This is a genomic window from Streptococcus taoyuanensis (genome assembly GCF_029589235.1).
Taxonomy (GTDB): Bacteria; Bacillota; Bacilli; order Lactobacillales; family Streptococcaceae; genus Streptococcus; species Streptococcus taoyuanensis.
In genome coordinates, this window is the sequence record NZ_JARQVW010000001.1 from 332,173 (window position 1) to 356,448 (window position 24,276).

At 43.2% G+C, this 24,276-nt stretch carries 25 protein-coding genes; 2 read left to right on the forward strand and 23 right to left on the reverse strand.

Annotation, left to right across the window (positions count from 1 at the left end):
* Positions 1–88 precede the first annotated feature (88 nt).
* The 9 genes from rfbB to yghU form a co-directional block, all read right to left on the reverse strand.
* Entirely contained in the window at positions 89–1,135 is a 1,047-nt protein-coding gene (gene rfbB / locus P5Y91_RS01600; RefSeq protein WP_003002700.1) for a dTDP-glucose 4,6-dehydratase, read from the reverse strand.
* A gap of 268 nt (positions 1,136–1,403) precedes the next feature.
* A complete protein-coding gene (locus P5Y91_RS01605; RefSeq protein ID WP_254733455.1) occupies positions 1,404–1,997 on the reverse strand; it encodes a dTDP-4-dehydrorhamnose 3,5-epimerase family protein in 594 nt (197 codons plus the stop codon).
* Entirely contained in the window at positions 1,997–2,866 is an 870-nt protein-coding gene (gene rfbA / locus P5Y91_RS01610; protein WP_003002772.1) for a glucose-1-phosphate thymidylyltransferase RfbA, read from the reverse strand. The genes P5Y91_RS01605 and rfbA overlap by 1 nt, the downstream gene beginning before the upstream one ends.
* Positions 2,867–3,049: 183 nt before the next feature.
* Positions 3,050–3,484, reverse strand: coding sequence for a hypothetical protein (locus tag P5Y91_RS01615; RefSeq protein WP_195623201.1), 435 nt, complete (start codon positions 3,482–3,484; stop codon positions 3,050–3,052).
* A 133-nt stretch (positions 3,485–3,617) separates the two neighbouring features.
* Positions 3,618–3,899 (reverse strand): ZIP family metal transporter, encoded by a 282-nt coding sequence (locus P5Y91_RS01620; RefSeq protein WP_201088170.1) that lies wholly within the window; start codon positions 3,897–3,899, stop codon positions 3,618–3,620.
* A 252-nt stretch (positions 3,900–4,151) separates the two neighbouring features.
* A complete protein-coding gene (locus P5Y91_RS01625) occupies positions 4,152–5,243 on the reverse strand; it encodes an NAD(P)/FAD-dependent oxidoreductase (RefSeq protein ID WP_049483301.1) in 1,092 nt (363 codons plus the stop codon).
* Positions 5,244–5,249: 6 nt separating this feature from the next.
* Positions 5,250–6,047, reverse strand: a complete 798-nt coding sequence (locus tag P5Y91_RS01630) for a Nif3-like dinuclear metal center hexameric protein (protein WP_277838806.1) — start codon at positions 6,045–6,047, stop codon at positions 5,250–5,252.
* A complete protein-coding gene (locus P5Y91_RS01635; RefSeq protein ID WP_277838807.1) occupies positions 6,034–6,723 on the reverse strand; it encodes a tRNA (adenine(22)-N(1))-methyltransferase in 690 nt (229 codons plus the stop codon). Before P5Y91_RS01635 ends, P5Y91_RS01630 begins: the two co-directional genes overlap by 14 nt.
* A gap of 269 nt (positions 6,724–6,992) precedes the next feature.
* Positions 6,993–7,781: a glutathione-dependent disulfide-bond oxidoreductase gene (yghU, locus tag P5Y91_RS01640; RefSeq protein WP_155124786.1), complete on the reverse strand. Its 789-nt coding sequence runs from the start codon at positions 7,779–7,781 to the stop codon at positions 6,993–6,995.
* 136 nt (positions 7,782–7,917) lie between these two features.
* On the opposite strand from yghU, the gene add reads away from it, so the two are divergent.
* On the forward strand, positions 7,918–8,937 hold the full coding sequence (gene add, locus P5Y91_RS01645) for an adenosine deaminase (protein WP_155124785.1): 1,020 nt from the start codon (positions 7,918–7,920) through the stop codon (positions 8,935–8,937).
* A 318-nt stretch (positions 8,938–9,255) separates the two neighbouring features.
* Here the strand turns inward: add and P5Y91_RS01650 are convergent, their stop codons facing one another.
* From P5Y91_RS01650 to recJ, 5 genes are all read right to left on the reverse strand, one after another.
* Positions 9,256–9,939: a DnaD domain-containing protein gene (locus P5Y91_RS01650; protein ID WP_003007874.1), complete on the reverse strand. Its 684-nt coding sequence runs from the start codon at positions 9,937–9,939 to the stop codon at positions 9,256–9,258.
* 9 nt (positions 9,940–9,948) lie between these two features.
* Positions 9,949–10,893, reverse strand: a complete 945-nt coding sequence (metA, locus tag P5Y91_RS01655; protein WP_155124784.1) for a homoserine O-acetyltransferase MetA — start codon at positions 10,891–10,893, stop codon at positions 9,949–9,951.
* 101 nt (positions 10,894–10,994) lie between these two features.
* Positions 10,995–11,507, reverse strand: coding sequence for an adenine phosphoribosyltransferase (locus P5Y91_RS01660; RefSeq protein WP_045759627.1), 513 nt, complete (start codon positions 11,505–11,507; stop codon positions 10,995–10,997).
* A 158-nt stretch (positions 11,508–11,665) separates the two neighbouring features.
* Positions 11,666–12,262: a TipC family immunity protein gene (locus P5Y91_RS01665; RefSeq protein ID WP_155124783.1), complete on the reverse strand. Its 597-nt coding sequence runs from the start codon at positions 12,260–12,262 to the stop codon at positions 11,666–11,668.
* Positions 12,259–14,484 carry a single-stranded-DNA-specific exonuclease RecJ gene (gene recJ / locus P5Y91_RS01670; RefSeq protein WP_155124782.1) on the reverse strand — a complete coding sequence of 742 codons (2,226 nt, stop codon included), beginning with the start codon at positions 14,482–14,484 and terminating at the stop codon, positions 12,259–12,261. Before recJ ends, P5Y91_RS01665 begins: the two co-directional genes overlap by 4 nt.
* A gap of 479 nt (positions 14,485–14,963) precedes the next feature.
* Between recJ and P5Y91_RS01675 the strand changes: the two genes are divergently transcribed.
* On the forward strand, positions 14,964–17,015 hold the full coding sequence (locus P5Y91_RS01675; RefSeq protein WP_155128522.1) for an Ig-like domain-containing protein: 2,052 nt from the start codon (positions 14,964–14,966) through the stop codon (positions 17,013–17,015).
* A 191-nt stretch (positions 17,016–17,206) separates the two neighbouring features.
* Here the strand turns inward: P5Y91_RS01675 and P5Y91_RS01680 are convergent, their stop codons facing one another.
* The 9 genes from P5Y91_RS01680 to rnz all read right to left on the reverse strand — a co-directional run bounded on the left by P5Y91_RS01680 (position 17,207) and on the right by rnz (position 24,273).
* The gene (locus P5Y91_RS01680) at positions 17,207–17,971 is read right to left on the reverse strand and encodes a hypothetical protein (RefSeq protein ID WP_118095358.1); all 765 of its coding nucleotides are present in this window, start codon (positions 17,969–17,971) and stop codon (positions 17,207–17,209) included.
* A gap of 34 nt (positions 17,972–18,005) precedes the next feature.
* On the reverse strand, positions 18,006–18,194 hold the full coding sequence (locus P5Y91_RS01685) for a hypothetical protein (RefSeq protein ID WP_155124766.1): 189 nt from the start codon (positions 18,192–18,194) through the stop codon (positions 18,006–18,008).
* 230 nt (positions 18,195–18,424) lie between these two features.
* Positions 18,425–19,561, reverse strand: a complete 1,137-nt coding sequence (locus P5Y91_RS01690; RefSeq protein WP_277838813.1) for a hypothetical protein — start codon at positions 19,559–19,561, stop codon at positions 18,425–18,427.
* 181 nt (positions 19,562–19,742) lie between these two features.
* Positions 19,743–20,045, reverse strand: a complete 303-nt coding sequence (locus tag P5Y91_RS01695; protein ID WP_277838814.1) for a hypothetical protein — start codon at positions 20,043–20,045, stop codon at positions 19,743–19,745.
* 63 nt (positions 20,046–20,108) lie between these two features.
* Entirely contained in the window at positions 20,109–21,221 is a 1,113-nt protein-coding gene (locus tag P5Y91_RS01700; RefSeq protein WP_277838815.1) for a hypothetical protein, read from the reverse strand.
* 238 nt (positions 21,222–21,459) lie between these two features.
* Positions 21,460–21,864: a GNAT family N-acetyltransferase gene (locus P5Y91_RS01705; protein ID WP_155124765.1), complete on the reverse strand. Its 405-nt coding sequence runs from the start codon at positions 21,862–21,864 to the stop codon at positions 21,460–21,462.
* Position 21,865: 1 nt separating this feature from the next.
* Positions 21,866–22,576, reverse strand: a complete 711-nt coding sequence (locus tag P5Y91_RS01710; protein ID WP_277838816.1) for a class I SAM-dependent methyltransferase — start codon at positions 22,574–22,576, stop codon at positions 21,866–21,868.
* 10 nt (positions 22,577–22,586) lie between these two features.
* Entirely contained in the window at positions 22,587–23,342 is a 756-nt protein-coding gene (locus P5Y91_RS01715) for an SDR family NAD(P)-dependent oxidoreductase (protein ID WP_155124763.1), read from the reverse strand.
* 1 nt (position 23,343) lies between these two features.
* Positions 23,344–24,273, reverse strand: coding sequence for a ribonuclease Z (gene rnz, locus P5Y91_RS01720; RefSeq protein ID WP_003011107.1), 930 nt, complete (start codon positions 24,271–24,273; stop codon positions 23,344–23,346).
* Positions 24,274–24,276 lie beyond the last annotated feature (3 nt).

Below are 24,276 nucleotides of genomic sequence, written 5' to 3' on the forward strand. Positions count from 1 at the left end.
ATTATACCACAAATCAATGGTTAATTTTTTGATTTTCAGAAAAATATCTGAAAAAAGTCCAAGTGATTTTCCACTTGGACCTTCTTCATTATTTCAAAACTTTTTGTGTTTTCGCGTAGTTGGCTTCTACAGCTTCTTTTTCAGCCTTCCACCAGTCTTGGTGGTCTGTGTACCACTTGATGGTATCTTCCAAACCTGCTTCAAAGTTTGTGAATTGTGGTTCCCAACCTAATTCTTCACGCAATTTGGTTGAATCGATGGCATAACGCAAATCGTGACCAGCACGGTCTGTTACACGGTCGTAGGCGTCTTTTGGTTGACCCATTTTTTCAAGGATCAACTCCAGCACTTCTTTGTTATTCTTTTCACCATCGGCACCGATCAGGTAAGTTTCACCAATACGGCCTTTAGTAAGAATCGCCCAAACACCAGTTGAGTGGTCGTTGGTGTGGATCCAGTCACGGACGTTCTTCCCTTCACCATAAAGTTTTGGCTTGATGCCAGACAAGATATTGGTGATTTGACGTGGGATGAATTTTTCGATGTGTTGGTATGGCCCGTAGTTGTTTGAACAGTTAGAAATCGTTGCTTTAACACCAAAGGAACGAACCCAAGCCTTCACGATCAAGTCTGAAGCAGCCTTGGTTGATGAATAAGGTGATGATGGGTTGTATTTTGTTTCAGCAGTGAATTTTTCACCAGGACCTTCCCCATGTCCAGGAAGATCTTCGCGCAATGGAAGGTCTCCATACACTTCGTCTGTTGACACGTGGTGGAAACGAATGTCGTATTTACGAGCCGCTTCCAAGAGTGTGTATGTTCCAACAAAGTTTGTGTAGATAAATGGAGATGGGTCTTTGAGGGAGTTGTCATTGTGGCTTTCAGCCGCATAGTGAACAATCGCATCAGCCTTGGCAGCCAATTTGTCAACTAATTCAGCATCAGCGATGTCTCCCACAACCAACTCAACACGGTCCCCAAGGATTTCTTCGATATTGGCACGGTTTCCAGCATAAGTAAGTTTATCAAGGACAGTCACATGCACGTCTGGATGGTTGTTGTAGACATAGTGTACGAAGTTTGAACCGATGAAACCAGCTCCACCGGTTACGATGATATGTTTATATTCTGACATTTTTTCTCCAAATAATTTTTAGTTTTGATTGTTCCTTAAATCAATCTTTTTTTAGCTTTCCTTAGGTGAGTACGGACGTCAGCGAACTTCGAAGAAGTTCCATGACTAAGTTTTGAGCCTAGTGTCTCAAAACTTCCGAGCACCTGAAACACAATGGTTCAGGTGCTTTTCTCACGGCGGAAAGCTAAGCATATAGCTCGCTTCGCTCGTTTATAGCAAAGCTAAAAACTATATAATGATGTTCTTGATTGTTTTAAGAGCTTCATTCTTACAAATCTTCTGCTTTTAGGGGTTTGACGTCTTTGAGCAATGGGTGGTTCTTGTCTGCTTCTGAGACTTCAGCTTCTTCCAAGTTTTCCCATTGGATGTCTAGACTTGGGTCTGCATAGTTGACAAAAGCATATTTTGGTTTGAGTTCCAGTGCCCAGTAATCATTGACTAAGTATGTATAGGCAACTTTGTCTGTCAAAACTTGGAACCCATTGGCAACACCACGAGGGACGAAGATGCCTTTTGAAGCATCGATCACGGTTTGGTAGGTGTTCCCAAAGCTATCGCCTTCACGAAGGTCTACCCAAGTTCCAAGAACCTTGCCTTCATCTGCTACAGAGATGTACTTGTCCCAAGGCTCTGCATGCAAGCCACGCAAAACATTCTTACGAGAGAATGAAATATTGTTTTGCAACTTGCCTTCCGCAAAGAAGCTTTCAGGGAATCCAAGAGGAAGCATTTTCTCTTTTTGGAAGTTTTCTTTAAACCAACCACGGTTATCTCCGCGCACAGGAATATCAAACTCCATCAAGCCTGGGATGGCTTCAATTTTGCGGGCTGCTAATTCTTTATCAAAAAATAGTTCCGTCATTATGCTTCTCCAATCAAACGGAGCAAATATTGTCCGTATTCGTTTTTCTTCAGTGATTGCGCTAATTCATGGACTTGTTCTTTGGTGATATAACCCATGCGATAAGCAATTTCCTCAAGGTTAGCCACTTGGACATTTTGCAAGCGTTGAACAGTTTCGATATATTGAGATGCCTGCAAGAGACTTTCGTGAGTTCCAGTATCCAACCAGGCAAAACCACGGCCCATGAGCTCAACAGAGAGATCTCCACGCTCCAAATAAGCCTTGTTGACATCTGTGATTTCAAGCTCGCCACGAGGACTTGGTTTGATGTTTTTGGCAATCTCTACCACATCATTGTCATAGAAGTAAAGTCCAGTCACTGCAAAGTTGGATTTTGGATGTTCTGGTTTTTCTTCGATAGAGATGGCATTCATATCCGCGTCAAACTCTACCACACCAAAGCGTTCCGGATCTTTGACTTGGTAACCAAAGACAGTCGCTCCTTTTTCCTTCGCTTCTGCCCGTTGCAACATCTTGGTTAAGCCGTTTCCGTGGAAGATATTGTCCCCAAGGATGAGGGCAACATGATCGTCACCGATAAAGTCTTCTCCTATGATGAAGGCTTGCGCCAAGCCATCTGGACTTGGCTGCTCTGCATAAGAGAGGGAAATACCAAGTTCAGAACCATCTCCAAGAAGCTCTTCAAAACGAGGAAGGTCTTGAGGAGTCGAGATGATCAGGATGTCTTTGATCCCAGCCAACATAAGGGTTGACAGCGGATAGTAGATCATTGGTTTGTCATAAATGGGCATCAACTGTTTAGAAGCCGCTCGTGTCAATGGATACAAGCGAGTTCCTGAGCCCCCTGCTAAAATAATACCTTTCATAATGGTAGGCCTTTCTACGTAGTCATTACCCTTATTTTATCATGTTTATATAAAAAAGTCACCTTGCATTTGTGTTACAAGGTGATGACAGGTTGTGAGAAAAAGTCTCGTTAACGATCTTCATTATAGTGATTCAAATAGGACGCTCGGACTAAATCTCCTTGATATACTTTTATTCACTGATCACTGCTTCTCTTCTGAACCATCCGAATATCTTACCCTTACTCTTGATTTTGTCGTTCCTCTCCTAGAATCCATAAAGCTCTGAAATTCCTCATCTTCATTATGATAGACCCCTATCTTAATTTTATTCGCATCTTTATCATAAGCTAATACATGTTTCTTGCAAGTCCCGTCAACAAATGTGAGTTTCACCTCAGCTCCCCATGCTTCTGAAGGAATGGAGCTATAGGATGGATTTATAATCTCAATCTCCTCAATACCCTCGTAAGAATTCTTCAAGGTCTTTACAAGGCTGACTTCATACTCTCTATTGCGTTGCTTTTCCTCTAATTTTTTATTCACATAAAACAAAGAAATCCCAATTGCAAAAAGGAAAGCCAAAGCGATGACACTCATCATCCTTTTGTTTTTCTTTTTAAACTTGATTTTTACCATAAGATGATTTTCCTCGCTAACTAAGTGTTGCCTCTGAATTGAATCTGATGAATTGTTCTTCATCTTTTCATTCTCAAATACAATGATACCAATCAAAAAGAGAGCTTGTCCTGATGCTCTCCTTTTCTGATCCTTATCCCAAAGCGACATCTAGGATCATCATAATGACAAAGCCAACCATGAGACCGAGGGTCGCAACGTCTGTATTGCCGTTGGTCTGGGAATCTGGGATCAACTCTTCAACTACCACGAAGATCATCGCACCTGCCGCAAATCCCATCATGATGTCCAGTAACTTGCGACTAATATGCTTGAAGAAAAAGACGATGGCTGACCCTACAATGGTACAGCCCCATGTAAACAATCCTGCGAGAAAGGCCTGCATGACCACGGATTGCGATTGAAACCAATTCATAACAACTCCCATTTTCTTGATGATTCACTTCTTCTATTCTACTATTTTTAGCCAAATTACGGAAGATCTTTCGAAAAAAAGAGAGTGGGACAGAAATCGGTAATTCGTTAAAATTCGATTTCGTCGTCCCACCTCCGCACAGTTGAGTAGGGCTGTAAAAGCTGATGAATTCAGCGTAGTAGAGCCCACTCAACCACTGCGTCTTGCTCGACAATCCAAAGACAATTGAGAGGCTAGGACTTTTGTCCCAGCCTACTTCTTCACATATTGTTCAACTGGATAATCCGCTGGATCTAAGCGCAGGTTCCCTCCTACCACTAGTTGAGCTAGATGCCAACCAATGAGGGGACCTGTGGTGAGGCCAGACGAACCAAGTCCACTGGCGACATAGAGGCCTGCTTGATCAGGAACAGCTCCCCAAAAGGGTGAAAAGTCACTGGTGTAGGCCCGTGTTCCCACGCGCTCCCCGACGACTTCCGCTTGAGCTAGTTCTGGATAGTAGGCCAAAGCTTCTGTTTCCATCTGATTCAACAAAGCCTGATCCACTGTCAGGTCAAAGCCCATCTCATTTTCATGTGTGGCTCCCATACTGATCTTGCCTTGCTGGAAGGGAATGATATCCAGCTCTCCTTCCGGCATGACCACAGGATAATCAGCAGTATCTAGGTCTAGCTGATAATCCCGCAGTTGCCCCTTTTGCGGACGGACATCCACTTGGTAGCCAAGTGGCTCAAGGATTTGCCCCAACCAGGCTCCTGTTGCTAGGATAACTTGGTCATAGCTTTCTCCTGCAATCTGATAGCCATCATCTGAGACTGAGAGAGCAACCTCTTTCTTGATCACTCTTGCCCCACTGGCTTTAAGAAGCGTTTCCGTTAGAAGGGCTCCCTCCACATGAGCACCACCTGATGCATAGACCAGCTTCTCAAAACCTTGCAGCCCTGGGAATTGCTGGGCCACTTCTACCTTGGTCAAGATCGCCAAGTCTCCAATCAAGGGAGATTCTTCCCTACGACTCAGCGCCAACTGATAGAGGTCGTCTAATTTTTCTTCCTTTTTCTTGAGGAGATAGACGCCGGTCTGCTGGTAAAAATCTGTATTAATTCCGTCCTTGGCCAGGTCTTCTACCAATTCTTGGTAGAAATCAGCCCCCAGACGAGCCAGGCGATACCAAGCCTTATTACGCCGTTTGGAAAACCAAGGGCTAATAATGCCTGCCGCCGCCTTGGTTGCTTGGCCGACTCCATGGTCATAGACAGTCACATCCACTTGTGCTTCTTTGGATAAATAATAGGCTGCAGTGGATCCCACGATCCCTGCACCAATAATCGCAACTTTCATCATGACCCCTTAGATATGGTAAAAAGGATTGGTGCTGACTTGACTGCCAATCACTTCAATCTCCCAGGCTTCCTCAGCCTTCCACTGATTGAGCTTTTCTACTAGTTTTGACACAAAGAGAACCTCGATATGGTGCCCGGGATCTAAGGCCAAGAGGCCATCGCTCAGCATGTCCTGAGCCGTGTGGTAGTAGATATCTCCTGTGATATAAACATCTGCTCCCTTGGCGAGAGCATCCTTGTAAAAGGACTGGCCACTTCCTCCACAGATTGCGACATGCTTGATAACCCGATCCAAATCCGCCTGATCATAACTGACTATGCGCAAAGCATCTAAGCCAAAGGTTTCTTTAACCTTGCCAGTCAACTGTCCAAAGGTTTGAGTAGCTACCCGACCGATGCGACCAATTCCGAGCCCTTCTCCCGTCATACTGAGGGGTTCTGTATCTTCAATGTCCAAGAGCTGGCAGAACCAATCGTTGAGACCATCTGGAACAATGTCAATATTGGTATGGCTGACGTAGACTGCGATATCATGCTTGATCAAATTGATATAGATCTGATTTTGAGCCCGATCAGCTACCAAATCCTTGATGGGACGGAAAATCGGCGCGTGCTTGACGATGATCAAGTCCACCCCATGAGCGATAGCTTCCGCCACCGTCTGCTCGCGGATATCTAAGGCCACCATGACCTTATGGATGTCTTTTTGCAAAGTGCCGACCTGTAGCCCACGGACATCTCCGTCCATGGATAGTTCCTGAGGACAGTAGGCTTCATAGCGTTTGATGACTTCACTTGCTAACATGTAGAACCTCCTTGATGTGAGCAATGCGCTCCTCTAACGATGCTCTGGCAGATTGATTTTCAACTGGGACCTGTTCCAAGGCAAAGGCTAATTTCTCCACTTCCTTGGACCACTTTTGGACAAAGGCTGGAGCTTGTTCCTGCATCAAATAAGGACCAAAACGCAGTTCCTTGGCTGTCAACTCCTGAGAACCCTGTTCCACCACAAGGATCTCATAGAACTTCTCATTTTCTTCCAAGATAGCTTCATCAACAATGCGAAAATCATGCTCTACTAGCCAAGCCCGCAGTTCATCTTCCCGATTATTGGGCTGGAGGACCAAGCGAGAGACATTGGCTAATTTCTCAAGACCTGCGGCTAGGATATCTCCAATCAAGCGTCCCCCCATGCCAGCAATGGTAATACAGGAAATGCCATCTGTTGGTTCAAATGCAGCCAAACCATTGGCCAGACGGACCTCGATCTTGTCCTCTAAACCATTATCCGCAACATTTTGGAGGGCAGACTGATAGGGCCCCTCTACCACTTCCCCTGCAATGGCAGCCTCAATCTTACCTTCCTGTAAAAGGGCGATTGGGAGATAGGCATGGTCACTCCCCACGTCCAACAGACGCGCTCCAGCTGGGACGAAGCTAGCCACCAAGTCCAAGCGATTTGATAATTTTGTAAATTCCATGTGCTACTTTCTAAACTTTTATTCCACCCTTTAGTATACCATGTTTGCACCATTAAAAAAAGGCGCAACGGCGCCTTGTCTATTATGGAAAGGTATTGTTTAGACTTTCCTTAGGTGAGTCCGGACGTCAGCGAACTTCGAAGAAATTCCATGACTAAGTTTTGAGTCTAATGTCTCAAAACTTCCGGGCACACGAAACTTATACGTTTCATGTGCTATACTCACGGCGGAAACTCTCGCTATCATCCTCAACAAGCCGATACTAGACTTTAGTTAATTTCCTTATAGCTTACTTCCAAGCCACGTTTCACAGCTGGGCGATTGGCGATTTTCTCTGTCCAAGCTTGCAAATGCTTGTATTCCTTCACATCTAGGAAAATTCCGGCACGGTCCCAGACCTTGTCTTGGGCTAGACGCCCATACCAAGACCAGATGGCAATATCTGCAATGGTATAGTCATCCCCTGCGATATAAGGTTTGGTGGCCAGTTCCTTGTCCAGCAGGTCCAATTGACGTTTGGCTTCCATGGCAAAGCGATTGATAGCATACTCGATTTTCTCCGGCGCATAATGGAAGAAATGACCAAAGCCTCCCCCTAAAAATGGTGCCGCACCCGTCTGCCAGAAGAGCCAGTTGAGCACTTCTGTCCGTTTAGCCAGATCAGTCGGGATTAATTGGCCAAATTTTTCAGCTAGATACAGGAGGATATTGGCTGATTCAAAGACACGAATGGCTTCCTCTCCTGATTGATCCAACATGGCTGGAATTTTCGAGTTAGGATTGATGGCTACAAAGTCACTACCAAACTGATCTCCTTCGCCAATCTTGATCCGATAAGCGTCATAGCCTGCATCCACTCCCAGCTCTTTCAATTCCTCCAGCATAATGGTGGCCTTGATCCCATTGGGTGTTGGAAGGGTATAGAGTTGGAAAGGCTGGTCGCCTTTTGGAAGAGTTTGTTCAAAGCGGGCACCTGCTGTTGGTTGGTTCAAGCCACCCCAGGCTCCACCCATTTGGCTCGGTGCTTTCCATACTTCTGGTAATTGATAGTCTGACATCTTTCTTCTCCTTTATTTCGCTACTCCTAGCATATCAAATATCGGGCTCCCTTTCAAAGATCTGCTACGCGAAGGCTACTTGACTTTTTTTGTCAAAATGATAGTATAGAAAAAATACAATTTTAAGGAGAAAACCATGTCCACGATCGATTTTCATAGTTTGGCAAAGACAGAACTTCACTGTCACTTAGACGGTTCCTTGTCGCTTCCAATCATTCGCCAGTTGGCAGCTATGGCCAATATTGACCTACCTGCTAGCGATGAGGAGCTCAAGCACCATGTTACTGCGCCTGCCCACTGTGAGAATCTTTTGGACTATTTGGAGGCCTTTGACTACATTCGGCCCCTCCTTCAAACTAAGGAAGCCTTGACGCTTGCTGCTTACGATGTGGCCAAGCAAGCTGCTCTCGAAAATGTCCTTTATATTGAGGTTCGTTTTGCACCAGAATTGTCCATGGACCAAGGGCTCACCGTCCCAGAAACTATCGATGCTGTCTGTGAAGGACTGCGTCAAGCCCAGGAGGAATTTGGCATTGTTGCAAAAGCCTTAGTCTGTGGCATGCGCCAGTCCGATCAAGAAGTCACCTCTCGCATTCTAGCAGAAGCCAACCAAGTTAGCGATCAAGATTTTGTTGGTTTTGACTTTGCCGGGAATGAGCACAACTACTCTCCAGAAGATATTCGACCTCTAATTGAGCAAGTCAAGAGTTACCATCGGCCCATGACACTTCACGCAGGTGAGTGTCATTGCCCACACTTTGTAGCCCAATCGATTGCTTTTGGAATCAAACGCAATGGCCACGTGACGGCTCTATCTCATGAACCGGCCTTACTCCAATCCTTTATTGAACATGGGGTCACTGGTGAACTCTGCTTGACCAGCAACCTACAAACAAAAGCAGCACCGACTATAGAAGATTTCCCTTATTTGAAGATGAAGGCAGCCGGAGCTCGGATCAGTATCAATACCGATAACCGGACTGTATCTGATACCGACCTCACCAAGGAATATGCCCTCTACCATCAGCACTTCCAAACCAAGGAAACTGACTTTTATAAACACAATGTCCATGCCATTCAGGCTTCCTTTGCCAGTGACGAGGAAAAACAAGAACTCCTTAGTAAACTAGAAAAAGCCTATGCGGACTATTTATAAAGGAAAAAACTAGCACTTTATGAGTACTAGTTTTTTGAATGGTTAAAAATTATTTTTTCAATTAAGAACCTATTTTTTTCAGTAAAAATAATGTCTTATTTTTAAAACTATTCAAGTATAAACTAAAAACTTTCCGCCGTGAGAAAAGTGCCTGAAACACTATTGTTTCAGGCACTCGGGAGTTTTGAGACCTTAGGCTCAAAACTAAGTCATGGAACTTCTCCGAAGTTCGCTGACGTCCGTACTCACATAAGGAAAGTTTCTAGGAAGACTTTACCTTCAATTTGCAACTAGCACTCAAATAAGTGCTAGTTTTTTTTAATCCTTCCACAAATCCATGGCCTTCAAGAAATCGTCTGAAACGGTCACATTGCGTGGGTTGGCTTGCTCGCGTTCTTGTAGTTTCGCTTCTACTTGGGCCAGGCTGTTGATGCCTTCACTGCGCCAGTTGCGTAAAATGGCTTGGATATATTTCCAGTGAGGCTTGCCGTTAAAGACAGCTTCTCGTAATGCTGCCTTGATCACATCTGGATCTGTCTGATCTTCGCGCACGGTCTTGGTCAGGTCTTCAATCTCAAAAGGTGTCAAGAGTCGTCCCAGTTCTTGTTGGAAGGTTTCCACTAAGTCCTTGATGACATTTCCCTTAGCAGGCGCGCTTTGTGCCTTCCCTTGTGATTGGGCTTCTAAAATCTCATCCAAGCGCTCCAGGGCAATGGTCGCATCAAAGATGGCTTCAATCTCACCATTGAGCTCAATGGTCCGGTATTGAAGGAGTCCCTTAGTAGTCAAATTGGACATAATCCGATTGACCTCTGTCACCGTTTTTCCCAGATGACTAGCAATCTGATTGGGAGTTAAGGCCTCTTGGCCAGTCGTATTTTGAAGGAAGAAAAACTGCCAAACCAAGTAATCATCTGCTTGGTCGAACAATTCATGATAATGAAAAAGCAAGGCACTCGGAAGAACCAAGTTGCCATACTTAAATGCTTGTGAATATGTCATAATTCCCCTTTATAGGTAACCATAAAATGAAATATCTTTTTCCAATTCTTCCAAGCGGTAAGGTGTTTCTTGATAAACCGCATAGTTGATCCAATTACTAAAGAAGGTCGTTGCAGCTAGATTCCAACGAATGCGAGGCTCTGTATTAGCGTCATCCCCATCAAAGTAATTCTTGGGAACGTCCGGATCCAAGCCCGCCTTGACATCTCGGTGGTATTCTTTTGCCAGTGTATCGCGATCATATTCCAGATGGCCAAAGCTATAGACCTCACGCATGTCTGGACTAGCAATGATGGAAAGTCCAACTTCATTTCCCTGAGCGATCACTTGAAGATTGCTCTTTTCAAGGACTTCCTTCAAAGGAATATCTGTATAGCGAGAATGAGGGGCAAGGAAGCGATCGTCAAATCCTCTCATGAGCAGACTATCAGGACGCACCACTGCTTGGTCATAGATACCGGATAGCTTGTCACAGAGCTCTACTTTTTGAATCCCGTAGCGGTGATACAATCCAGCCTGGGCTCCCCAACAAAGGTGTAAGGTAGAAAAAACATGACGCTTGGCCCATTCAAAGACCTGGGTTAATTCTTCCCAGTAGTCCACTTCCTCAAAGTCCATCTTTTCGACAGGCGCCCCCGTCACAATCAAGCCGTCATAGTAATTATCCTTGATATCCTCAAAAGTCTTGTAAAAACTCTCCATATGCTCTGCCGCTGTATTCTTGGATTCATGGCTGGCCATGTAGAGGAAATCTACATTGATCTGCAAGGGCGTGTTGGCAAGAAGCCGTAAGAGCTGGGTTTCTGTCGCAACCTTGGTCGGCATCAGATTAAGAATGAGAACATTCATCGGCCGAATATCCTGGTGAGTCGCCCGAACATCATCCATGACAAAAATATTTTCTGAACGAAGAATATCTACTGCAGGTAATTTTTTATCTAGTGTAATTGGCATAAAAAGCTCCCATCGTGCAAGTTCTTAACTAACATTATATGATAGGAGCTTATAGTTTTCAATTATGGTTTTTCTGTATCCAGTTATAGTATTAGACTATATCAGTAATGCATCAAAACTTTGTAGTCGTAATCGCCGATCGCTTCGCGACCTTTCAATTCATCCAACTCGATCAAGAAGGCACACCCTGCAACGATCCCACCGAGTTTTTCGATCATTTCGATGGTTGCTTTCACCGTACCACCAGTCGCCAAAAGGTCATCAACGATAAGGACGCGTTGACCTGGTTTGATGGCATCTGCGTGCATGCAGAGGGTATCCACACCGTATTCTTTTTCGTAGTCAGCAGAAATAACTTCACGTGGCAATTTACCAGGCTTACGAACAGGCGCAAATCCAATTCCCAACTCAAAAGCGACCGGACATCCAACGATGAACCCACGCGCTTCAGGACCAACGATCATATCGATCTTCTTATCCGTTGCGTATTGAACGATTTCACGAATCGCATAACTATAAGCATTGCCATCTGCCATCAAAGGGCTGATATCACGGAAGGTAATTCCTTCTTGTGGATAGTTTTCAATGCTTGCAATGTAATCTTTTAAATTCATGGTTAACTTTCTTTCATAAAAAATTTTTTACATTCCATTATATCATGAATTCCACTAACTTGCATCATTTTTTGCCAAATCATTTTCCCAAGCTCCCGCGTCAAAAGCAAAAATCCCACATTCAAAAAAGATGTGGGATTGGGTTCGAAAAAAATCTCTTACTTCTCTTCTAACAATTCATTGTACTCGATTTTCATATCACCTAAGTTTTTCAGGGAATATCGGGAGCTTCCATTTTTGAACCAGGTGCCAAGAATGTATTGTTCGGCGACCTTCTTACTTTGTATTTTCAACCAAGCACGGTCTTTGCCGTAGGTGGCAAGTTTCTTTAGAAAATCACTACCCTCTACTTCTTGATCATCCGCATAAAGATAGACTTCTTCTTGAATCAATGCTCTTTTTTTAGAATTGTATTTGAACATCATACGAACCGATACATTTTCTTTTAACTGATATTTATACCTATAAACCCATTCCGAACTGTTTCGAAACATCATGACGGACAGGTCTTCTTGTCCCCCAACGATTTTATCTGAATAGGGATACATTTGAAATCCTTCATCTTCCTTCCAGATGCGATCACTTCCGATCGTTTCTGTAAATGGCTTAAACATCACATGGCGCATCCACCCACCATTTTCGGAGTAGTTGATCTCCTCCATGGGGTTTTTTAGGCTCAGGTAGATTCCCAACCAATAAAGAGCTAAAAGCAGGAAGGGGCTGAGCCATAGAAAATATTTTAGCCGTCTTTTCATGAGGCCTGACCTGTCAGATAGTCGTAGATTTCACGAACCGTTCCAAGGGCCATCAACTCCTGCTCTTTCACCGTTTGTTTGAGGTTTTGGTAGATGCTGCTTTCTGCGATTTCTCGTTTTTCTGCTTCTTTATTGACTTTCATGATGCCATTTTCAATAGTCACAAAGCCCAGCTCTTGGAAGATCTGAATCATTTTGACCAGGAGGATCTGCTGGATCTTGAGATAGGCTGCTAGGTCTTTGAGTTTATAGCGGACATCGAATTCCGGGTACTGGTAGATGGTCTTATAGAGTTTGGCATACTGGTCCCTGCTACCGTATCCTGTCAGATAGTAGGCTTTGGCGATCTCATTTTTGAAATAGACGGCTTGGAAATCATGCTCTTGGAAGATTTGCCGTAGTTGCTCTAAATCCTCAGGGATATTTCCAACTACAACAGCGGGCTCGCCTGTCAGATCTGGCAGTTCTTGGGTAAAATCAAGAACAGGAACACCTGCGGGGAGACTAGCATTTTTAGAGCGGATATTAAAGAGCTGCACGCCGTCCACACGCGCATCAACCAGCATGAGCTGCAAGGTTGTTTGGCCATTCCATTGGTTGACCGACAACTGCACAGCTAGCTCTAGGTCTTGCGCCTGTGCAAACTCTGCCTCTAAGCTTCCCAAGCCAAAGGCAACCACCTCAAAGGTCGCATTTTCTTGAGAAATTTTGAGTTTCAAGTGGGTATTGCCGGCTCCCATCGAGCGTGCCCCTTCTACCTTGAAATTACGGACCAAAAAGACGGGCTTTTTATTGTCCATGCCAAATGGACTCAGGCGATCAAAGCTTTTCAAGGTCTCAAGCGTTAGTTCTGTTAGATGTAGTTCCTCGTCGATGGCTAAGCTGGACTTGCTGCTGAGATCAATTCCTTGCTCTCTAATGTAATCCGTAAGAGCCCGAGACAAGGCAGGGAGTTGGTCCACCTCCAGCGTCATCCCTGCTGCACCGGCATGCCCGCCAAAGGCTACAAAGAGCGACCGGTGGGGATCGAGGGCATCAAAGATATTGACCGACTCAGGACTTCGAGCGCTTCCTTTAGCCCGTCCATCTTCGATACTTAAAACAACGACCGGCTGATGAAGCTCTTCCAACAAACGACCAGCGACAATACCAAGGACCCCTGGATTCCAGCCTTCTTTGGCCAAGACTTGGGCAGACAAGTTCGGATCGACCATGGTTTTAGCTTCGTCATAGATAGCTTGGACAATCTCTTTTCGTTCTTCATTCTTTTGATGAATCATGAGGGCAATCTCGTGTGCCTCTTCATCGTCAAATCCTGTTAGGAGTTCAATAGCCGGATTGGGATCATCGAGGCGGCCAAGGGCATTGAGACGAGGAGCAATCTGAAAACCAACTGTTTCTTCATTGACATCCTCCGGACGAATCCCTGCAATCTCCAGGAGTTCCTGCAAGCCCATGCGCTGGGTATGTTTGAGAACGCCCAGACCGTATTTGACCAGGATCCGATTCTCATCTGTCAGGCTGACCATGTCAGCAATGGTCCCAATTGCTACCAGGTCTAAGAGATCGACTGGTACTTCCTCTAGGAGGGCACAGGCCAACTTAAAGGCCACACCACATCCTGCTAAATAATGGAAGGGATAATCCGCATCTGGATGCTCCGGATGAATGATCGCATATGCATCCGGTAAAACCTCTGGCATAGAGTGGTGATCCGTCACGATAACATCAACTCCCATCGCTTGGGCCATGGCAATGGCTTGATTGCCCGCGACCCCATTGTCCACCGTGACAATCAGGGAAATGCCTTGCTGCTCGATAAAGTAGTTGTAGACACTCTCATTGGGACCATAGCCGTCTGTGAAGCGGTTGGGTAGGTAGACTTGCACCTCTGCACCCATCTGCTCCAAGGTTTCCTTCATAATGGAGGCCGATGTCATCCCGTCCGCATCATAGTCTCCGTAGATGAGGATCTGCTCATAATCTTCGATGGCCCGTCGGATGCGCCCCACTGCCTTGTCCATATCATGGAGCAAATAAGGGTCATGTAGCTTCTCTAGTTTGGGTTCTAAAAAGTCTTCTAAATCCTCTTTGGTTTGAATGCCACGCTCATACAGCAAGGTTGCTACGGACGCTTCTAGGCCTGCTTTTTTGGCAAGGGCTAAAAAGGCCTCATCTGCACTTGGCGAAGCTAACTGCCAATCGTATTTTGAAGTGATCATCTAGCTTTTGGTCTCCTCTTTTTCTTATCTGAATATTATAACATGAAAGGCTAAAATGGCGGGAAATAAAAGGTCGACTTATACAAAAACCAAAATCAACATTTTTCATTATTTTTGTTGCATTTAACTTGACTTATCATACTAAAAGAATATAATAATGATGATAATAATCTTTTAAATATGCAATGGGATGATTATTCTGTTAAAATTTGCAACGTTTATTATCACTTTAACATTATGACGCTTGTCATTTCCCTTGTTTTTCTATCTAAACAAACGTAGTTAGAGGGTTTGAGCTGATTTTGTCGGTGGGTTTGTTTTCTTTTAATGCATAAAGAGGAGCATATAATTCATCGATCTATCCTAAACTGAGGCAGCTGGTTTCATGGAGTAGAAATTAGAAGCCTTTCTATTTTAGGATATATCACTATATAGAAAAGCCTCGGAAAGGGCAGGCAGAAGAAAGGAAATGAGGCCAATTGAAATCTCTTTATAAAAAGATAGTTGCATTTGTAGCTATCATCGGTGTGGTAGCCTTGGGCTTGTCTGTGATCAAACCCGTAAGCGCGGCCACTGTTTCACCAACCGTCACCAACTTAAAGGCCCAAACAAATGGACAAAAGGTTACCTTTTCATTTGACTGGGATTTAACCGGTAAATCAGTTAAAGACGGTGATACATTTACTATTGACGCTCCAGAAGGTGTTAATATCACTGAAATTGCAACTCAATCACTCCAAGCAAATGGAGCTGAAGTCGCAACCATTTCAATGACAAACAAAAAGATTACTTTCACCTTTAAAAAAGCAATCGAATCCATGAACCAAAACGTTAAGGGTGGTTTCTCATACAAAGCAGAATGGGATAGCACACCAGGAAATCCTGGAAATAAAACTGCCACTTCTAAGGTTGGATCTGAATCCGTTGTTATCACTCGTCCTGACGGACCTGGAGTATTTGAATCTGTGTTGAACAAGTACAACCTTACTGGTGACTATGTAACTAAGCAATTCAAATTAGACGCATCTGAAAACTATGCATGGTTGAATGTTGGAGATGACTACTATCTGACAAAATGGTTCATCCGTATCAATGGAGATGGTAAGAAACAAGCTTTGACAAACCCTGTTGTATCAGATAAAATCCAAGCTCCAGCAGTCGATTACTCAAAAATCACTTTTGCTCCTGCTGCTAACCACGCTGCAAATGAATTCTTTGTGGGAACTTACTTGAAACCATCCTTTACATTAAGAAAAGGTGGACAAGTGGTGGCTTCTGGTTGGGACTTCTGGCAACATGTGAAATTCGATGCGGACGGCAATGGATTTACTGTGAATTTATCAGACGTCAGTGATGTCTTTAAAACAGCATCAAGCGATGAATTGATCGTTGAATACCAAACATTAATTCCTAAGACAACCATCAGAGTAGATAACAATGCTACATTGACAGCTGATGAAATCACAACACCTCAAACTGACCCAGCATTCTGGAACAATACAGAATTGAAATACTGGGTTACTGGAGATCAAACAGTTACTGTTCAAAAAGAATGGGTTGGTGATGATGAAGCTGACCGTAAAGATATCACGGTTCAATTGTATGCGGACGGCAAAGCCTTGGATGGGTTAACACAAACCCTTACAAAAGCTTCTGGCTGGAAAGCAGAATTTACGAAATTGCCAGGTATCAAAGACGGTAAGAAGATTGAGTACTCAGTAGTGGAAACAAACACTCCAGAAGGTTACACTTCTAAAGTTGAGAAAATTGATGATAACAACGTGATTAAAGTGGTCAACACATCAAATAAACCAACTACAACTACAACTACAACCACAACCACTACGACTACTACAACTACGACTCAAGAGCCTACAACTACAACTACTACGACTCAAGAGCCTACAACCACAACTACTACGACTCAAGAGCCTACAACCACAACTACTACGACTCAAGAGCCTACAACTACAACTACTACGACTCAAGAGCCTACAACCACAACTACTACGACTCAAGAGCCTACAACTACAACTACTACGACTGAAGAGCCTAAGACTACTTCAACTACAACTGAAGAGCCTAAGACTACTTCAACTACAACTGAAGAGCCTAAGACTACAGTAACGACTACCGATGAACCTTCGACTACTTCAACTACTTCTGAAGAGCCTAAGACTACTTCAACTACGACTCCAGAGCCTAAGACTACTTCAACTACAACACCTGAGACTCCTCCTACTACAACACCAGAGGAACCAGAAAATCATAATAGTAGTGAGGAAGATACAACAACCACTACGACTACAACTGTAGAACCTAAGACTACACCCGAAAAGCCAAGTAAACCTAGTCATTCTGGTACCACAACGACACCAAGTGCGCCAGGTTCAAATGGTGGAAACAATGGTGGACGTCGCAAACCGCTTCTTCCAAATACAGGTGAAGTTGTTGCATCTGGACTTGTCTTCTCAGGAATTCTTGTCTTAGCAGGTGCTGTTGGAATCAAACGGAAATTGACTGATAACTAATCGTATCATTAGGAACAGTCCTTACTTCTATCAACCCCCTAACGAAGAAACTTCTACTCTCATTCGTAGAAGTTGAAACAAATAAGAGAGAACCTAAAGGTTCTCTTTTTTATCCCGTTTTTCTTTAATAGATAACAAAAACAGCTCAGGGACCTTCATCCTGAGCTGTCGTTTTTTCTATTTTACCTTTTTTACTGATCCAATTTCACAACCTGTCCATCCTTAACGTTGAATTTATAAGTGATGGATTCATGATCTTTATTCTTGAAATCCAGATAATAGAAATCATAATCACCATCTGGAAGATCACTGGCATCCAACTTTTTAGCAGCAGCTTTTAAATCCTTTTCCTGGATGGCTTGGTCATCTTCTACTGAGATCATCATACGAACCATCCCCTTTTGAATAAGGGTGGCGTACGGAATCTGGTAATAACCCGCGAAATCATTCTTTCCTTCTTGCCTATTTTGAGCCGCCAGTTCTTCCAACTCTTCTGCAGACTCCTTTTGATAAGAAGAATCAACATTGGAGATAAAATGAAAATAAGAGAGAGTCAGGCCTAAATCCTGCTTTTTAAGCTTATCCAGTAGTTGGGCCTCTTTTTTCTGTACTATCTTCTGCTCTGTAAAAACTTCTTTATAACTTGGAGTGGTTTGTCCATAGGGATCAGACCAGTCATTTTGTAAGAAAGCATGCACCTCAAGAGGTACGGTTTGACCGTCATAGGTTTTCTCCGAATAAGTAAAATCGACATTATAACCTGGAATTTCTAAAGCCTGCCAGGAAAGACGATTAATTTTAACATTTCCATGAAGACCAACCTTAGCAAGCTCACTGCTGACAACTTCCTTCGCTTTTTTATAATCACTCGGTTTCATGATCTTACAACTGGAAAGAAACAGGCAACAAAGAATAAGTGGAATTCCTGCGAATAGTTTGAAATAGTTGGGCTTCATAGCCTGACCTCCTTGCTAAATTCGACCTAATCGATTAATTTTTTACATCATATGGGAACATTTTTTTAATATCTTCTTTCATCTTTTTATTAGGAATTTTCTCTAAATCCATATATTTGAAGAATTCTTCATCATTTTGAACGACATGAACCTTCCCATCTTTAGTATACTCAGCTGGTATGGTCAGATTACCGAAGGACTGACCAAAATCTCTAGAGACCACGTAGTTCTGTACTTCATATAAGCGTCTCAGCAATGAGAACTCTGTAGTATCCTTACTTTGATTTAATTCCTTTTTAAAATATTGGAAAAATTCTTTTTTGTTATTCGCAAGATGTTCTTGCCCATCTTTTGAAAATTCTGCGGGAATAGTTAAATTTTTAAAAAGCTCTTTCCTTAGGTATCCTTCTGGGTGTTACTTCGTAAAATATATTCATAAGAGCTAACTCGAAATTAGTACTGTTTTTTTTGAGGCTGGGATTTGAAGTATCGAAAGAATTCTTCTTTATTCTGAACAAGGTGCTCTTGCCCATCTATTGAAAAATCAGCAGGAAGCGTGAAATTTTTAACGAAAGAACCATAGGAATCATGTAGTAATTCCAAAAAGGAGAGTTGAAACTCTACATCTTCCTCGCCTAAAAAATACAAAGTTGATCGATACTGATTTTTCATCATCTGATAGACCTTTGGGTAGGCTGAAGCTAAAGGTATGATATTCTTTTCAGTTTCCCTAAAACTTTGATTAAACCTAAGTTGTAAGCCTCTAGAACTTAAGTGATTTGCTCTGGGACCAAATAATCCAGTTCCTAGCATAAAGGCAAATGGATGTCTATTCTCAAATCTCTGTTTTGACTCCGTTTTAACTTCTTCAACACTTTTACCAGAGGAACTCTTTTTAGATATTTTTCCTGTTTTTGCATCGATCAGCCCCAGCTCAACCGGATACTGTGAAGTCTCGTTAAACCCCTCCGTAACAACTTTCATAGCTCCATTTTCAATCACTACGTTTGATTCCTTGGGTGCTAACATAGTAATAAGAAAGTAGGCTTCATTGTCCTCTGTTTCGTATATTTCTTCTGAAATATCGAGTGGGATATATTTCTTATTATAGTCACGTACCATTTTAAAGACATCATAGGTTTTAGGTTTTAGGTTTCGATCGTGCGTGTCGTATACATCAATCAACCAATACTCCCCTTCTTTGGGCTCATTGTAGCTTAGATAAGGCGCCGAATCTGGTGCAATTCTATAGGCTAAAAACTTATCACTACTCGCTTTTAACTTATAGCTTTCTTGCATGATATAGCGCTCACCACTTGCACCATTAGGTGTATTAAGTTGGTACGCAAATTTTGGTTTACCATTATTAACTTCTTCAATTAATTCTCTCTCATCAACATCGTCCCATTCGATGACTAGTGCTTCCCCGTTATGAATAAATTCATAGTCCTTAATTACTGGCCTCGGTTTCCATTGAACATACTGACGCAATTCTCTTTCACGAAGTTGTTCTTTGATAGAGGAGATAGAACCAATCATAACGACGAATAAAGTAAATAAAAATATCTTTGACTTAAATAACTTAGGCATAAACAGTTCCTCCTAATCACTAGCTCCTACAAACTATTTTACCATGATTCTTATAAAGTGTCAGTGGTTGAAAAAAAGGATTTCTACTCTTGGAAATCCTTGCATTATGTGAATACTGTCTGATAGAAAAACTCAAAGTAAACAAACATCAGACTAAACCTATCCTATCAAGAAGTATTCCTTATTTTGGAATCACCCATTTTGCATCACCATAAACAACCGTAAATGGTCCATCCCCATCTGTTAAATAGTTAATTTTATATATACCAGATTCTCCTGCCTCAAGGACTGTTGGCTGTTTGTAATTTAAAGTATTATTCAGCATATAAGCAGATTTTGCATGGCCATCATAGAGATCTACATTTGTATAATCTGGAGTATTTTCAATACGGAGAGGTGTTGGATTCGATATGGTGAATTCGACGATCAATCGATGTTGTTTTTTCCTTGTATCGATACGGTCTTGATCATCCTGAACATCCAAATTTGGATCGTCTGTTACACGATTCAGTGTAACTTCTAAGCCATTAGCAAATAGAACTGGCTCTCAAATCGCATAGCTTTTAACAGGATTTTTTGGGTTAAAATTCTTTAATTTTTCTTTTACCTTTTGTCCATCACTATTATTTCCAGATGGGATGGTCCAAAAGATATTATTCTCATCTTGCTTACCATACTGATTATCCCCCTTCATTTGTTGAGGGATTTGTAAGAGAATAGCCAAGTTTTTTAAATCAATTCGAACATCACCTTGATTTGTCACTTCCATTTCAACCGTGAATTCCGTAGGCGAAGTTTTACTATCAGCATAACCGGATAATGAGATTGCCTCGAAATTTTTGTTAACTAACTGTTGTAAAACTGTTGAAAGCATGATATAGGAAATATGATCATCACGATTTGTTTCTTTTTCAGCATACCTTTGATGGAATTCATCGAGCCAATCATAGAAGGCTTGATTGAAATCTGACTCATTAGGATTTTTATAATATTTATTCCCTCTCGATAAAAGCTCTGGGAAGTAAGTTGGTACCTGAATGCGAATGAATACTTTGTTTCCCTTAACTGCATAGCCCTTTAACTCATATTTTTTTCCAAAGCTCAATGCATTCGTCATGAGCTTCAAATACATCGGACCATATATTTTGAGGGGGTACTTCTCACCAAGATATTCCACATAAGTATTTGGATCAAAAGTACTACTGTTTTTTTCAATTTTAGGGATAATATAATCGTTCCAGAGTCGAGTATACATATCTTCTTGATTTTTTGCCCCATTGGCCTTGATTACTGTGTCTATTCTACTTTGATCTACATAGACTCCTTCAACGACCTGCAAAGCTTTTTGAACCCTTCCTTCCTCAGATAGAGAGGCTTCATTCGGTTGCTGTCCATATATTGAAATACCATCGCTATCATCTGACCTCATATATTGTGGAAGTTTTTCAAACGTTATGTATCTGATACTGTTCTTTGCATCCCAATCAAATGTTGCTGCAGGTCCTGTCTTGTCAAAATGAATGTTTTTTCGATCGATTTTCTTCTGTACTTCTTTATTCGAAGAACCTTGTTTTTCTACAGTTCCTTGTTTGCAGGCACTCAAACATACTGGTATAAGTACCGAACATAAGACAAGTCCCCATTTTATTTTCTTCTTCATTCCATCTCCTCCTAATCTCATCCTCATTTTACCATCAATCACCCCTTTTGTCAGTCAAATAGATAAGGCTGGGACAAAAGTCCTAGCCTCTCAATTGTTTTTGGATTGTCGAACAAGGCGCAGTGGTTGAGTGGGCTCTACTACGCTGATTTCATCAGCTTTTACAGCCCTACTCAACTGTGCGGAGGTGGGACGACGAAATCGAATTCTAACGAATTACCGATTTCTGTCCCACTCTCTATTTCATATAAATCATCCCTGTACAGGCTTGCTCTGAAAGTTCGACAAAGCCGAGAGACTGGTAAAAGGCTAGATTTTTCTCGCTACGTTCAGTGACGAGGAGCCGTTGATAGACAGTAGGGAAGGTCGCTAAAGCCTCTGTTAAGAGTTTCCTTCCGATACCTTGACGCTGGTAATCTGGTCTTACCAAAAGGTCCTGCACAAAAATAACCGAGTGGCCATCACCTACCAAGCGAATGTAGGCGACGAGCTCTTTCTCATCATAGACGGCCAACTGCCAGAGACTGGCTTTGACAGCTTGTTCCAGCATAGATGGGTTGTTGGTATAATTGGTCCAACCCACCGAGCTGTAGAGTTCGAGTAGGTCTGTCATCGCTGGAATTTCTTTTTTATAATCTAACATCTTAACTCCTTTTTAACCTATAGTGCTGGAAGAAGGCGATATCCCGGTAAGGGGACTCTTGGCAAACAGCCAGCTCCATCTTGAGCATAGACTCTCGCCAGCCTTCTTGGCCCTTGAAGCGATTGTCCTGCAAGGCATAAAAGACACGGATCCCTTGGTAATCCTTGACTTCAAGGGCTAAGTCTTCTACTGCTGCACCGAGATCATAGGCCTGTGCCAAACCCATGGAGTGGGTTTCCAGATCCTGACCTGCTAAGAGATCAAGGGCCTTTTGAGTATCATTTTCAAAAACGACGGTCTGCAGGACGCGGCCAACTTCATTGTGCTTAACGATAGAGAGCAAGCCTCCTGGTTTCAAGAGACGGATGAATTTCTTGAGAACCACCTTGCGATCCTCTACATACTCCAAGACATTATGGCAGAGGATGACATCAAAGCTGGCATCTTCAAAGCTCTCTATCTGGTCCAGACTCCCAACGAGTTGCTGGTAGGGATGGTCCTGGACCCGCAAGGCCACCATTTCCTCATTGGGTTCCACAGCAAGGACTTGATTGTCTTGCGCCAGGTGGTTGGCTACAAGGCCAAAACCACTGCCGAAATCAAGCACTCGCTTCCCCTTGATGTCCTGTAATTGTTCAAAAAGGATATCATAATAGATCTGTCCCCAGGGTTGCCGAAGGTTTTCTAAATAGGCTTGAATATTTGCGGCCATCGATCTCCTCCTATTTGAAATTGAACATCTTGCTAGCTATCTTATCCGAGATGCGTGGGAAAAGGGTATAGAGCTTGTGGGTCAGGTTCAAAAGCCAAGGAAGATTGAGCTCACGTTTTGGTTTTCCAAAGTTTTTAACAATCTTCTTAGCCACAAAGTCTGGTTCCAAAATGTAGCGATCCACAGCTTTGACATAGCTTCCGTCTGGGTCTGCCTGATCAAAGAAAGTGGTCCGGATGGGGCCTGGATTAACCGTCGTCACATGGACACCAAAAGGCATGAGTTCCAACCGCAGAGCATTGGAGAAGCCGATGGCCGCAAACTTGGTAGCCGAATAAAGGCTGGATTTGGCAGTTGCGACGAGACCCGCCATGCTGACGATGTTGACGATGTGCCCCTTTCCTGCTGCCTTCATGTGCGCACCCATCAAGCGTGAAAACTGCATGAGGGCAAAGGTATTGACCTCAAACATTTCCTGCACCTGCTGGTCAGAAATGCGATCAAAGGCCTCAAAAATCCCATAGCCTGCGTTGTTGACCAAGACATCGATCTGCCCATAGCGCTGATAGAGCTCTTCTACCAAATCTTGAACGGCTGAAGAATCAGTGATATCGATCCCGATGCATTCAGCTTGAAGATGACTGGCATAGAGCTTTTCCAGTTTTTCTTGATTTCTGCCTAGGAGAATCAGCCGATCTTCAGGGAGGAGCTTGACCATTTCTTGGGCCAAGCCTCCACTTGCTCCTGTTATGAGAATAGTTCGCATCTTAGATCTCCACTTCTTCCAAATCTTTGACGACATAGACATTTTCAAAAATGCTGGACGCATCCTTGCGCAATTGGCTGATGTCTTTTGATAAGAAGCGAGCACTGATGTGGTTCAAAAGAAGGCGCTTGGCCCCTGCTTCACGCGCCACTTCTGCTGCCTGCATATTGGTCGAGTGACCGTGTTTCTTAGCAATCTTCTCATCACCCTTGCCATAGGTAGACTCATGGACGAGGACATCCGCATTGACTCCAAGGCGGACGCTGGCATCAGTCTTTCTGGTATCTCCGAGGATCGTGATAATCTTACCAGGCCGAGGGGCTGAAATATAATCCGCTGCAATGATCTTAGTCCCATCTTCCAGGGTGACATCTTGGCCATTTTTAACCTGACCAAAGAGCGGCCCAAAGGGAACACCCGCTGCCTTCAGCTTATCTGCGTCGAGCGTCCCTTCGAGGTCTTTTTGCATGATCCGGTAACCGACACAGAAAATGGTGTGGTCCAAAGCCTCCGCATAAACCGTAAATTTATCGGTTTCTAAAATCTTGCCCAGAGAATGTTCATCGAATTCATGAAAATGAATGCGGTAAGGCAGGCGAGAGCCTGATACGCGAAGACTAGTCATCACAAAGGATTTGATCCCTACTGGTCCATAGATATCTAGATCCGTCTGCTCTTCATTGGCCTGAAAGGCCCGACTAGAGAGGAAACCTGGCAAACCAAAAATATGGTCTCCGTGTAAATGAGTGATAAAGATCTTGCTAACCTTTCGCGGACGAATGGTCGTTTCTAAAATTTGATTCTGTGTCGCTTCGCCACAATCAAAGAGCCAGACTTCATTGATCTCGTCCAGCAATTTGAGCGCTAGGCTCGATACATTACGGGCTTTTGAGGGTTGCCCAGCTCCCGTTCCTAAAAATTGAATGTCCATTGT